10 protein-coding genes and 1 tRNA gene are annotated in these 13,137 nt (G+C 58.2%); 4 read left to right on the top strand and 7 right to left on the bottom strand.

What is annotated here, in order from left to right:
* Window positions 1-48: 48 nt before the first annotated feature.
* The 3 genes from B5F28_RS06300 to B5F28_RS06290 all read right to left on the bottom strand — a co-directional run bounded on the left by B5F28_RS06300 (window position 49) and on the right by B5F28_RS06290 (window position 3,576).
* Window positions 49-2,391 (bottom strand): DUF2142 domain-containing protein, encoded by a 2,343-nt coding sequence (locus B5F28_RS06300; RefSeq protein ID WP_087294456.1) that lies wholly within the window; start codon window positions 2,389-2,391, stop codon window positions 49-51.
* Between the two features lie 219 nt (window positions 2,392-2,610).
* Window positions 2,611-2,889, bottom strand: a complete 279-nt coding sequence (locus B5F28_RS06295) for a zinc-ribbon domain containing protein (protein ID WP_087180234.1) — start codon at window positions 2,887-2,889, stop codon at window positions 2,611-2,613.
* A gap of 141 nt (window positions 2,890-3,030) precedes the next feature.
* Complete coding sequence (locus B5F28_RS06290; protein WP_158097538.1) at window positions 3,031-3,576, bottom strand: sigma-70 family RNA polymerase sigma factor; 546 nt, start codon at window positions 3,574-3,576, stop codon at window positions 3,031-3,033.
* 510 nt (window positions 3,577-4,086) lie between these two features.
* Between B5F28_RS06290 and hcp the strand changes: the two genes are divergently transcribed.
* On the top strand, window positions 4,087-5,727 hold the full coding sequence (gene hcp, locus B5F28_RS06285; protein ID WP_087294451.1) for a hydroxylamine reductase: 1,641 nt from the start codon (window positions 4,087-4,089) through the stop codon (window positions 5,725-5,727).
* 66 nt (window positions 5,728-5,793) lie between these two features.
* Here the strand turns inward: hcp and B5F28_RS06280 are convergent, their stop codons facing one another.
* Entirely contained in the window at window positions 5,794-6,243 is a 450-nt protein-coding gene (locus B5F28_RS06280; RefSeq protein ID WP_087294449.1) for a GNAT family N-acetyltransferase, read from the bottom strand.
* Between the two features lie 335 nt (window positions 6,244-6,578).
* Here B5F28_RS06280 and B5F28_RS06275 point away from each other — a divergent pair, with 335 nt between their 5' ends.
* The 3 genes from B5F28_RS06275 (at window position 6,579) to B5F28_RS06265 (ending at window position 9,783) form a co-directional block, all read left to right on the top strand.
* Window positions 6,579-7,658 (top strand): SulP family inorganic anion transporter, encoded by a 1,080-nt coding sequence (locus B5F28_RS06275; RefSeq protein WP_087294447.1) that lies wholly within the window; start codon window positions 6,579-6,581, stop codon window positions 7,656-7,658.
* A gap of 19 nt (window positions 7,659-7,677) precedes the next feature.
* Entirely contained in the window at window positions 7,678-8,931 is a 1,254-nt protein-coding gene (locus B5F28_RS06270) for an amidohydrolase family protein (RefSeq protein ID WP_087294445.1), read from the top strand.
* A 96-nt stretch (window positions 8,932-9,027) separates the two neighbouring features.
* The gene (locus B5F28_RS06265) at window positions 9,028-9,783 is read left to right on the top strand and encodes a MerR family transcriptional regulator (protein WP_087294443.1); all 756 of its coding nucleotides are present in this window, start codon (window positions 9,028-9,030) and stop codon (window positions 9,781-9,783) included.
* Between the two features lie 217 nt (window positions 9,784-10,000).
* On the opposite strand, the gene B5F28_RS06260 is transcribed toward B5F28_RS06265, so the two are convergent.
* From B5F28_RS06260 to B5F28_RS15290, 3 genes are all read right to left on the bottom strand, one after another.
* Window positions 10,001-10,086, bottom strand: a tRNA-Leu gene (locus B5F28_RS06260).
* 140 nt (window positions 10,087-10,226) lie between these two features.
* The gene (locus tag B5F28_RS06255) at window positions 10,227-12,809 is read right to left on the bottom strand and encodes a translation factor GTPase family protein (protein WP_087294441.1); all 2,583 of its coding nucleotides are present in this window, start codon (window positions 12,807-12,809) and stop codon (window positions 10,227-10,229) included.
* 85 nt (window positions 12,810-12,894) lie between these two features.
* Window positions 12,895-13,017 carry a hypothetical protein gene (locus tag B5F28_RS15290; protein ID WP_275532609.1) on the bottom strand — a complete coding sequence of 41 codons (123 nt, stop codon included), beginning with the start codon at window positions 13,015-13,017 and terminating at the stop codon, window positions 12,895-12,897.
* Window positions 13,018-13,137 lie beyond the last annotated feature (120 nt).

Below are 13,137 nucleotides of genomic sequence, written 5' to 3'. Positions count from 1 at the left end.
GGCCGCCGGTACTTATACTATACCCAATTTCTCCATATTTTGCAACCGTCAGGCCCCGCAAAACAGCGCGAAGCTTTCCATCGCAGCCGCCGCGCTGACGAAGACCGAGGCCGCGCGAATGCCTCGGCTCATATCCCGCCGGGTGCAGAAGGCTCCCTGCTCCCCCAACAGCAGCAGGAACAAGGGCAGCACCGGCAGCAGGTATCGGCCCTGAATGCCGAACACCGTGGTCGCATTGATGGGCGTCCAGATCAGAGCCGCCGCCACCATGAGCAGCACCACCGATACCACCACCAGGCCCATGACCCAGCGGACCGGCCGGGTCAGCCGCACCGGCTGCTCGGTCTGGCGGACCGAAGCACACACCGGGACCAGCAGAAGAAGGATGGTCAGGCTCCAGCTGAGCGCCAGCTTGTGCACAATGGGCTCGCCGGGCAGTGCGCCCACCAGTCCCTGCAGATAGACCGGCAGCTGATCCACCACCGTGTTGGCCAGCAGCTTGATGGTCTGACTGGGATGGCTGAGCATGTAGCCAATGCTGAAGGTATAGATGGATTCTCCGTTGGGCTGGATGCCCGCGGCCATCTCCTCCGGGGTCAGGGTCTGGCCGCTGTTGGCCAGCACCCAGAGCACGGTGGCTCCGCCCGCCAGCACAATCAGCCCGCAGACCCCAAGCGCCGCCCACTTGAACCAGCGTTTGTGATGCAGTTTATACCAGGCAGCTACGCATACCGCCGCCAGAAGCAGCGCAGGCAATACGGCAAGCTGGATGCGCTCGGTATCCACACTGCGCAGCATATAGGCCATGGTGGTGCCGTTGGCCAGCAGCCAGCCGATCACGGCCGCCGCACATACCAGCGCCTTGAAAACACGGCTGCGCAGCCTGCCCCCCAGATTCTCCGCCTTCATAGGGAAGACCAGCGCCACCATACCCAGGTAGATCGCTTTTGCCGGGGCCAGCAGTGCTGCCAGAATCAGAAGCGCCGCCTGACGCACAAAACTCACCGGCTTCTTCTCCGTCATACCGGCGAAGCACAGGGCCGTGAACAGAAAGGCCATGCCCAATACCATGGTGTCCGCTGAGAAGCTGCCCGCCAGGGAAAGCCCCATGGGCAGCAGCGCCGCCGCACTGAAGATTTCCTTGCTGCCCCGGGGCGCTGCGCTCACTGCCAGCGCCGCCAATGCGGTGTACGCCGCTACGCTGAACAGCCGCCCCATCAGCAGCATGGGATAAAAGCCCAGACCGATCAGCCGGGCCAGCAGGATGCCCAGCGCCTGAGGTAGATACTGCACCGCCTGCGGGTTGGCCGGTGCCACCACGTCCACCTCTCGGGTGAGCTGACCGCTGTTGCCAAATCCGCCCGGATGATCCAGAATCTGCTTGTAGCCGAACACCCCGATCTCACCGGAACGATCCCGCATGTATCCGGCGTCACATTCCCGCATGGGCAGCGTGTAGACCTCCCGGCCCCAGTCGTCGTAATGCATCTGTGCACCGGGCTGACCCAGCATTTGATTTGCCATGGAATAAGCTCCCGCCAGATGAGTATATTCATCCGGCCCGGCCATGGGAGGTGTGATCAGCGCCCAACCCAGACCCAGAGCCGCAACCGCATAAGCTACACAAGCCGGTGCGGACGCCTTTTTCCAAAAAATCAGCCACCAGGCTCCCATCACCGCCGCGAACAGAACTACCGCCACCGGAACACACAGCCACAGGCCGATGTTGCCGCTGTAGTTGGTGATGTACTGCATCGCCGCGGTGGCGCCGCCCTCCGGCTGCACCGTTCCGCCCTCCAACGGGAAGGCCGGGTTCGCCGCATTGGCGCTGATCGCCGCATCCGGGTCTGGCACCAGAGGGATCTGGTTTGCATCCAGCTCCGCTTCCGCTGGCATGGGTCCGGCGCCATAGACAAGGCCCAGCACATCCTCTGCCGTGGCCGGTGCATAATAGATATGAAGGGTGTAGCGGGTGCCATCCTGTTCCGGGAAGACCGGCTGCTCAAATACAATGCCCTGGAAATCCAGACCCAGGATCTCGGTCATATCCAGCACGGCGCCGGTCAGCCTCTGGCCGCTTTCATCCAGCAGGTCCACATACAGGGTGCCGTGCACCACCCGGTCCAGACTGGAAAAATATAGCCGTACGCCGTAGAGCGGGGTATCCGGCCCGGCGAGAATACCCTGGGTCCAGCCCTGGGCCGGGTCCGCCGCCAGCATCACCTGATCCTCGGCGTAATAATCATGCACCTGGTAATATTCCGACTGGCCGTTCACCGTGCGAATCACATTGTAGCCGGTCCAGGCCAGGGCCAGCGCCGTGACCGCAGCCACCAGAATACCCGCGGCGACCAGCCGCCAGCGCTTGCAAGCTGTTTGGTTCCATGCCATAACAGGGCTCCTCCGTTTGGGTTTGCATTCAGGCCGGACGCTCTGGTCCCGCCTGCTCTTACATTATTATATACAGTATATGGGCAGAGCCGTTCACGCCGTTCTGCCGCCTGTTCATTGTACCGTAAATGCACCCAAAACACAAGGCCGCGTCCCGGGCACAGAAAAAGCCCCCGGCTGTTGCCGGGGGCTTTGAATCGCAAAGAAGCGAAAAACGGATCAGCCGTTCTCCTTCATCTTGGCGAAGCACTCGCTGCAGTAAACGGGGCGATCCTCGCGGGGCTGGAAGGGCACGCGAGCAACCTTGCCGCAAGCGGCGCAGGTAGCCTCGAACATTTCGCGGGTGCCGCGGGTGGCGTTCTTGCGAGCGTCACGGCAGGCCTTGCAGCGCTGGGGCTCGTTCTCAAAGCCACGGCTGGCGTAGAACTCCTGCTCGCCGGCGGTGAATACAAACTCCTTACCGCAGTCTTTGCATACCAGGGTCTTATCTTCGTACATGCTAGATTCTCCTCTGCATTCTGTTTTTTTGCCCGCGGAAGGATTTCAACCGACACCTTTGGAATTGACCAATGCTCTAAATGTTAAGCTACAGGGGCATATATACTTATGGGTCGCCACCCATAATCCAAAAGAAAAACTTCAGCCGCGGGCCTCTTTCAGCTTGCGGCGCAGGCGGGAAAGTGCGTTCTCCACCGATTTGGCACTGCGATTCAGCGCCTGAGCGATCTGCTCGTAGCTGCAGCCGTTCAGGAACAGCTCCAGCACCTCCTGCTCAAAAGGGGAAAGCCGGGTCTGAATGGTCTGCAGAGTATCCTGCAGCTGCTCATTCTGGATGGCCAGCTCCTCCGGCCCGGGAGCGGTGTTCTCCTCACTGAGGGGAACGCTCTGGTTGAGCGGACCATGCTTTTTGCGGCCGGCCGCTCGCCTTGCGGTGCGGATTGCATTCTGGATGCAGCGGCCCGCATAGGTGCCAAACGAGGTTCCTTCTCCGGGGCGGTAGCTTCGGATGGCGGCAAACAAGCCGATGATTCCTTCCTGCACCGCATCGTCCAGATCCAGCCCGGGACAAACGCCCGCTGCCGCATGGCTGCGGATCACCGGCATCATATGGGCAAGCACAGCGGCCAGCGCAGCTTCCTGCCCTGCCTTGGCCTGCTCAAGCAATTCTGGAGTGATCTGAGTCATACGCGGCGACCTGAACCGGCCTATCCGCCGGACCTCTATGTGACATAATAAAAGCATACCGTTTTGCCCAACGTTTGTCAAATGGGATTATCGACAACTTTTGGAGCAAATTCACAGGCAAATTCACCAATTACCTATCATCTTTGTGCGATTTGGCAAACACCTTCCTGTTTGTTAACACTGTATCACAGAAAAGTCTTCAGGTCAATGAAAAAATAGTGACAGTTTCCCCGTTTTTATGCATAAAAATCTCAAGTCTCACAATGTGATATTCATAAAACCTGCCTGAATCCTAGGAATTTCGGTTCCATTCCTGCGCAATATATCTTTATCCGGGGCCGTTCTTTCCATTTGGCATCATCAAAATGTTGGATTTCAAACATACATGTTTTCAAAAATGCATTATCATTAGAGCAGCTTTCCGGCAGATAAAGCCTTTTATGCCGGTTGCTTTTTCACTAAGAACGCTCCGGCGTTCCCTTCATTCCCCATCCATAAGGAGATTTGACCATGGAACAGAAAATGTTTTGTTATCAGTGCCAGGAAACCGCCGGCTGCAAGGGCTGTACCCTTTCCGGCGTGTGCGGCAAGACCCCCGATGTGGCCGCTATGCAGGATCTGCTGGTGTACGCCAGCAAGGGCATCAGCGCGGTGACCACCGCCCTGCGCAGCGAAGGCAAAGAGGTGCCTTCTCACATCAATCATCTGATTACTCTGAATCTGTTTGCCACCATCACCAACGCCAATTTTGATAAAGAAGCCATCGTGGCCCGCATTCATGCCACTCTGGATGCAAAGAAGGCTCTGCTGGCTCAGCTGAATAACCGCATCCCCCTGCCCGAGGCCGCTCTGTGGGACGGCAGCGGCGACTGGGAGCAGAAAGCCCGTACCGTGGGCGTACTGGCCACCGAAAACGAGGACATCCGTTCCCTGCGTGAACTGATCACCTACGGCCTGAAGGGTCTTTCCGCCTATTCCAAGCATGCCAACGCTTTGCTGGAGGAGGACCCGGAGCTGGACGCCTTCCTGCAGCGGGCTCTGGCTGCCACTCTGGACGATAGCCTCACTGCCGATGAGCTGACTGCACTGGTTCTGGAAACCGGAAAGCAGGGTGTGACCGGCATGGCTCTGCTGGACAAGGCCAACACCACCGCCTACGGAAACCCGCAGATCACCCGGGTAAACATTGGCGTGGGCAAGAACCCCGGTATTCTGGTTTCCGGCCACGACCTGCGTGATCTGGAGATGCTGCTGGAGCAGACCCAGGGCACCGGCGTGGACGTATACACCCATTCCGAGATGCTGCCCGCCCACTACTACCCCGCCTTCCGCAAATATCCCAACTTTGTGGGCAATTACGGCAACGCCTGGTGGAAGCAGAAGGAGGAGTTCGAGAGCTTCAATGGTCCCATCCTGATGACCACCAACTGCATTGTGCCGCCCAAAGCCAGCTACAAGGATCGGCTGTACACCACCGGCGCCGCCGGTTACCCCGGCTGCAAACACATTCCCGGCGATGCAGGCCAGACCAAGGACTTCTCTGCCATCATCGAGCAGGCCAAGACCTGCCCGGCTCCCACCGAAATCGAGACCGGCGAGATCGTGGGCGGCTTTGCCCATGCGCAGGTGCTGGCTCTGGCCGATCAGATCGTGGACGCGGTGAAGAGCGGCGCCATCAAAAAGTTTGTGGTCATGGCAGGCTGCGACGGCCGCGCCAAGAGCCGGGACTACTACACCGAGTTCGCCAAGGCGCTGCCCCAGGATGCCGTGATTCTCACTGCGGGCTGCGCCAAGTACAAATACAACAAGCTGCCTCTGGGCGACATCGGCGGCATTCCCCGGGTACTGGATGCCGGTCAGTGCAACGACTCCTACTCGCTGGCCGTGATCGCCCTCAAGCTGAAGGAGGCCTTCGGCCTTTCGGACATCAACGAGCTGCCCATCGTTTACAACATTGCCTGGTACGAGCAGAAGGCGGTAATCGTACTGCTGGCGCTGCTGTATCTGGGTGTAAAGAACATCCATCTGGGTCCCACGCTGCCCGCCTTCCTGAGCCCCAATGTGGCAAAGCTGCTGGTGGAGCAGTTCGGCATCGCGGGCATCGGCACCGTGGAGGAGGACCTGGCCCTCTTCTTCGGTGAGAATGCCTGATCCTTTTTTCAAAATACAGCCATAAAAACGCCGGGCTTTCCGATCAATCGGGAAGCCCGGCGTTTCTTATCGTCTTTTCTCCATCACAAAATTGCACAGCAGAATCCCCTTGCGCTCCACCTGCTGCTCCTTGACCACCACATATCCCCGCCCCTCAAAAAAGGGGCGGGCGGTGATGGAGGCATGGGTAACGATAGTTCCGCTCACGGCCCGCTCCAGTCGGTCACAGAGTGCAGTGGCAACGCCCTGCTTCTGGTAGTCCTTGTGCACATACAACCGGTCCAGATAGCCGGTGGCGTCCATATCGCCAAAGCCGACGATTCGTTCCCCTTCCAGCGCCACCAGACTGAAATGCTCCCGCAGCGACCGATCCCACCGTTCCAGATCAGGCTTCCCATCCGCCCAGGCGTCCAGCTGGTCCGGGATGTAGTCCTTACTGTTGACAGTGTGCACTGTGTCGTAAAACAGCCGGGTAAGCTCTGCGCAGTCCTCCGGCCGGTATTCCCGAATCTCCATCTTTTTCTCCCTTCCACACATTCTGCAGGCTGTTTGCCCATTCCAAAGCTCCCCCATATTATATCGCATATCCCTGTGTGTTTGGATAAGCAGCGGCAGCTATTTTACTTTTCCTTCTTGTAAAAAAGATACTTCTTGTAATTGCACCATGAGTAATTACAAGAAGTATCCGATAATTATGAAAAATATTCCGAATCTCCTTTTAAAAGCTCTTGACTCTATGGTTACCATAGGGTTTATCCTGACATCGGAAACCATTCAATAACAGCAAATCCGCGCTATTCCAGAACAGCGGCGTTCCGGCTGGCGCAGAAACAGAGAGGAAGGAAAACACATTGGAATTTGAGATCATCAAAGACATTCTTTCGGTGCTCGGAAACGTGATCAACGGCCTTTCGGGAATCATCATGGGCCTCAGCTTCGGGTTTCTGTCCGCCCCCACCGCACTGGGCTATTGTGCGGGCATCATCGGCATGCTGGTATTTAAAACCGTCATTCCCATCAACATTCAGGGCGAGACCATCGTGCTGGCCGGAAGTGTGGGCAAAAACTTCCGGGAACGCATCAGCATCGTATTTTACAGCGGTGTGATCATGGTGGTGCTGGGCGGTCTGGGACTGCTGCAGCGCATCGTGGATTTTGCGGGCACCTCCATCATTTCCGGCATGGAGGCCGGTGTGGGCATCATCGTTATTCGGGTAGCCATTGATCTGATCAGGGAGAGCAAGAAGACCGGTGCAGTCTCGCTCATTTCCGCCTTTGCCGCCTACTTTCTGACCAAGGACCTGAACTGGACCCTGGTCATCAGCATGGCCGCCAGCATCGCCTGCTTCCTGATCCTGAACAAAGGTCCCATGGAGGAGGTAAAGGAAGAGAGCAAGTTCAAATTCTTCAAGCCTGTGACCAATCTGAATGTTGTTCGCGGTGCTCTTGCCCTGGCCTGCCTGTCCATTGGCACGAACATCGCTTACAGCGGCATCGTTTCCGGCATGGCCGGAATGGAAAACCCCAATGTGGACGGCCTGACCATCTATTCCGGCGCGGCGGATATCCTGACCGGTCTGTTTGGCGGTACTCCCGTTGAAATCACCCTCTCCTCCACAGCGGCGGCGCCCCATCCGGTGGCGGCCGGCATCCTGCTGATGGTGGTGATGGCACTCATCCTCTTCGCACGCCTTGTGCCGAAGATCGCACGGTTTATTCCGGCGGTCTCCATTTCCGGCTTTTTGTTCGTGCTGGGCTCCATGGTCAGTGTTCCCCAGTACGCAGCAGCCACCTTTGAGGGTGCAAGCCAGGCGGATGCTCTGGCCGGCGGCGCTACCATTGCCGTCACCGCGCTGATCGATCCCTTTGTGGGTCTTCTGGCCGGTATTGCAATTCGATTCCTGTCCGTTGTGTCGGGACTCGCGGTCTGATAGAAGAAAGGAACATACAGTGAATATTCTTCATGGCAACATTCTGTTTTCAAAAAGCTACGACGAGCTGGTCACCTATGAAGACAGCTATCTGATCGTGGAAAACGGAAAAGTTCAGGAAATTTGCAGCGTTCTGCCGGAGCAGTATAAAAACGCCGAGATCACCGACTATGGCAAAGGCGTGATCATTCCGGCCTTTTCGGACCTGCATGTCCACGCTTCGCAGTACATCGAGCGCGGTCTTGGCATGGATATGCTTTTGTCCGACTGGCTGAATCAGTACACCTTCCCCCAGGAAGCCCGCTTTGCGGACATGAACTACGCCCGGCCCATCTACGATGCTTTCATTGACGATATGATCAAGCACGGAACCTTCCATGCCTGTATTTTCGCCACCATCCATCGGGAGGCCACCTCTTATCTGATTCGCCGCATGGAGGAGCGCGGTCTCTACGGCTATGTGGGCAAGGTGAACATGGATATCGCCTCCCCGTCGTACCTGTACGAGACCGTGGAGGAATCCCTCCGGGAAACCGAACAGTACCTGGCCGACTGCAAGGATCACAAAACCGCAAAACCCATCATCACCCCTCGCTTTGCCCCCACCTGCAGCGAGGAGCTGGTGAAGGGACTGGGTACTCTGGGCAAAAAGTATCAGGTGGGCTTGCAGACCCATCTGGTGGAATCCCGCTGGGAAGCTCAGGAAGCTCTGTGGGTCTATCCGGGATACAAGTGCGACACTGAGATCTACGAGAGAGCGGGGCTGATGGAGAATGGCCCGGTTGTGGGCGCGCACTTCATTTTCCCCGCCAAAGAGGACATCGAAATCATCAAGCGTCACGGCGGTTACACCGTTCACTGCCCGGATGCAACCACCAACATCATCGCCGGAATCATGGGTGTTTCCAACCTGCACAGCAATGGCGTAAACATCACCCTGGGCACCGATGTGGGCGGCGGCCATTCCATGGGCGTCTACACACAGATCGGCCGCGCTGTTCAGCTGTCCAAGCTGAAGTGGTTCTATGAGCCGGAAAACGCCAGCCCCATTACCTTCACCAACGCCTTTTATCTGGCCACCAAGGCTGGCGGAAGCGTGTTCGGGAAGGTTGGTGCCTTCGAAAAGGACTATGTGTTCAACGCGCTGGTCATCGACGGCATGGAGGATCTGAATATCCCTCTGACGCCGGCTCAGGTGGTGGAGCGGTTCTGCTACATCGGAACCACCGACAACATCAAGGCCCGGTACCTTGGCGGCAAACGCATTGGCTGATGCAGCTCTTGACAAACGTTCAAATTCCCCCTATTATGACAACCGTCGAAGCCCGGCGGTTGTCATCTTTTTTACCGCCATCACGGGAGGTGCATTATGAAGGAGTATCTGCGAATCGGAGAACTGGCCAAGCTGTTTCATGTGGATGTACAGACATTGCGGCTGTATGAGGAAAAGGGACTTTTGCTACCACAGGGGCGGGAGAAAGGAAGCAACTATCGCTATTATAAATTCGATCAGTCCTACTCGTTGGCACTGATCCGCTATCTGCGGCGGCTGGGCTGCCCGCTGTCTGAGATCAGCGGCTTTATGGGCCAGCGCAGCTTCACAGAAACTTGCTCCTATCTGCGTCATCAGTCCAGCAACCTTCAGGAACAGCTTCAGGAGCTGCTGCGTCTGGATGCGGTGATCCAGACGAAAATTGCCTTTACCGAGCAGGAACTGGAAAATCTTTGTGTTGAAAAGGTCAGTGCGGAGCATCTTGATTCCATGCAGTATATTGCGCTGGGAAACCTCAGCGAGGTTTTTTCCAACGAGCTGTTCTATCTGTATCCCACCCTGGCCTTTTATCAGGGCGAGGAGCAGTCCTTCGGTGCATATCTCATCGGTGAAGTTCCCGAGGCCTCGCAGCACGCCGTACACGAGATTCACGCCGGGACCTATCTGACCGGTTACCACTCCGGGCCTTACTCCACAATCTGGGAAACCTTTGCCAGAATGCGTACCTCCACCGAGCTACCTCTGGCTGATGATGTCATCTGCATCAATATCATTGACCAGTTTGTGGAGGTAAATCCGCAAAATTATATTACGAAGATTCTGATTAAAATTTTGGACAGTGACACCGTGTAAAACAAAAGATCCCGAACGCTCTCACGTTCGGGATCTTTTGAGTTTGCGTGATGAATTGATGCCTTTCTCCTCCTTGGCCCGTAGGGCGGGGCTCCCACGAAAGTTTGCACAGCAAAGTTTTGTGGGGAAAAGGAGGAATGACGGAGCGGTATGAGAAAAGCCCAGCCAAACGGCTGGGCTTGCTGGGCTTTTGAATGGAGCGTAGTCCATTCCGACGTGGTGCCGGTGGTGGGACTTGAACCCACACGGTGTTGCCACCAACGGATTTTGAGTCCGCATCGTCTGCCATTCCGACACACCGGCTTATTTGTAACAGGGTTTATTATACTATAGCAACGCCAAAAAAGCAAGCCCTTTTTCGCGGTATGCAGCGGCGGCCCGGCATTGCGTTTCGCAAAACCGGGCCGCTGTTTTTCTGCCTGTTTCTCGTTGCCTGCATTCGTTTACCGCCGGGCGTTTTTCAGGCGGTTTTCCTCCAAAATACGCCGGATCTCACCGTTGGTGCGCTCCACCTCTTCCCGGAACAGGCGGGCCGAAATGCGCAGCGCACCGTGCCCCAGGATGATCAGCTGCTCTGCACCGTCCGAGGTGACCACACGCACCCGGCGCTTTTTCGCCAGCTGATAGGTGGTCTTTTCAATATACATATCAGCGGTTTCCGCTTCCTTGGTATAGACGATATGGATATTATGATACCGGCTCACCTCGCCCGTGCCATGGGGCACCTTGTAGGCATCGAACACCAGAATCACCTGGCAGTCGTGAAAGCCCTTGTAATTACACAACAGATCTGCCAGCGCCTGACGGGCTCCCGCCAGGTTATCCGCCGCCAGCTTTTTCAGCTCCTCCCAGGCAAAGATCAGGTTATAGCCGTCCACCAGCAGATACTCCGGCCCGCTGGATTCAAAATGATACTCCGCCTGCTTCACTGGTGCGGGGCGGAACAGCTCCCGGCCCTTGGAGGGGCCATAGGTGCGCTCGAAGATGGCTGCCAGCTGCTTGTCCTCCTCCAGCGAGGAAACAGGTACGCTCTGCCGCCGGGTCTGCCGGGGTGCGGGCTGCTCCTCCGGTTCCGGCTCGTTCAGACGCACACCGCTCTCCACATGGGCGTGGGCGGGCACCTCATCCCACTTCACGGTATAGCCTGCGCCGTGGGCACAGAACACCGAATCCGGCGGGTTCTCGGTATCCCGCTCGGGGTCGTAGCCCATCGCCTCGATCACGGCGGGGGCGTCGTGGCAGGGCCGGTAGCCTGCCAGCGTGCAGGACAGCCGCCCCTTGCCCCGGGTATATCCGGCAAGCTCCATGGCATAACCCCGCATCTCGGCCACCGGCACGCTGCCGGTGAGCACCGAGGTTTCGCCCAGCAGCTCGGGCGGGTCAAAGCTGCCGCCCATCCGCTGCACATCCGCCATGGCCCGGCCCACCTGCTCGGCGGGCACCTCCAGCCGGAACTCATACCAGGGCTCCAGCAGAATGCTGTCCGCCTGCATCAGGCCCTGGCGCACCGCCCGGTAGGTGGCCTGGCGGAAATCGCCGCCCTCGGTGTGCTTCAAATGTGCTCTGCCCGCGGTGAGGGTAATCTTCATATCGGTGATGGGGCTGCCGGTGAGCACGCCCAGATGCTCCTTCTCCTCCAGGTGGGTGAGAATCAGCCGCTGCCAGTTCCGATCCAGCACATCCTCGCTGCAAATCGTATCAAACTGCAGGCCCGCGCCCCGGGGCAGCGGCTCCAGCAGCAGATGCACCTCGGCATAATGGCGCAGGGGCTCAAAATGGCCTACGCCCTCCACCGGGCCCGCGATGGTCTCCTTATACACAATACTGCCGGGGCCAAAGCCCACGGCCAGACCGAACCGCTCCCAGATCAGGCGCTTGAGCACGTCCAGCTGCACCTCGCCCATCATCTGCAGATGAATCTCGGCCAGCCGCTCGTTCCACACGATGCGCAGCTGGGGGTCCTCCTCCTGCAGCTGGGTCAGCTTGGGCAGCACTGCATGAGCGTCGCAGCCCTCAGGCAGCAGCAGACGGCAGCTCTGCACCGGCTGCAGCACCGGGGATCGGCCCATGGTCTCCTCACCCAGGCCCTGACCCGCCCAGGTACGGGTCAGACCGGTGACGGCGCACACGGTTCCCGCCGGAGCCTGTTCTACCATCTGGAATTTTGCGCCGGAATATACGCGCAGTTGGTCTGCTTTTTCCTGCCAGGACTGGCCGTCCGGGTCCTCTCCGGTAAGCAGCGCCTTCACTCGCAGACTGCCACCGGTGACCTTGAGCCAGGTGAGCCGGTTGCCCTGCTCATCCCGGGCGATCTTGAACACCCGGGCAGCAAACTCTTCTGCTGCTTTGGGCTGACGGGTATAGGCCTGCAGCGCTTCCAGCAGCTCATCCACTCCCTGCAGCTTCAGCGCCGAGCCGAACATGCAGGGAAACACCTGCCGCCGGGCCACCATGGCGGTGATCAGGTCGGCAGGCACCTGGCCGTTTTCCAGATAGGCATCCATGGCCTCCTCGCTCTGCATGGCCAGCGCTTCCGCAAAGGCATCCGGGTCCAGGGAGCCGTCGAAGGGCACAAAGCCCTCCTCCAGGCGGGCCAGCTGATCCAGTACCGCCTGCCGGTCTGCTCCCGCCAGATCCATCTTATTTACAAATACAAACACCGGCACCCCGTACCGGCGCAGCAGTTTCCAGACGGTCTCGGTATGGCTCTGCACACCGTCGGTGCCGCTCACCACCAGCACCGCGTAATCCAGCACCGAGAGGGTACGCTCCATCTCGCCGGAAAAATCCACATGGCCGGGGGTATCCAGCAGGGTGATCTGGGCGTCGGGCAGGCTGAGCACCGCCTGCTTGGAAAAGATGGTGATGCCCCGCTCCCGCTCCATGGCGTTGGTATCCAGAAAGGCATCCTTATGGTCCACCCGGCCCAGCTTTTTCAGGCAGCCGCCCCGATACAGCAGCGCCTCAGACAGAGTGGTCTTGCCTGCGTCCACGTGGGCCAGCAGACCAGCACAAATTCGTTTCATCGCGTTTTTCTCCTGTGATCATACTGCCTTTTATTGTATCACAGAATTCGCAAAATTCCGAGCCGCTTTTTCCCTCTTTGCATGCTCATCGCCTTCGCTGCCGCTCCTCGCGGCGCTCCTCCCGGCCGGACACACAGGCCCCCGCATAGCAGACCAGCGCACTGCCCAGCATCGCCCCCAGCAGTAACAGCAACAGGATCGTTCCCATGAATCCCACTCCCCTTTTCTGCTTTTGTGAACCCATGCTACCACGGGCGGCACGCCGTTTTTGCTGCATCCTGCCGGGCGGCGATTTTTTGCCAAACGAACAAAGCCGCAGCAAGGACTT

Source organism: Gemmiger sp. An194, assembly GCF_002160145.1.
GTDB lineage: Bacteria > Bacillota > Clostridia > Oscillospirales > Ruminococcaceae > Allofournierella.
This window is presented reverse-complemented; position numbering and strand designations above follow the sequence as displayed.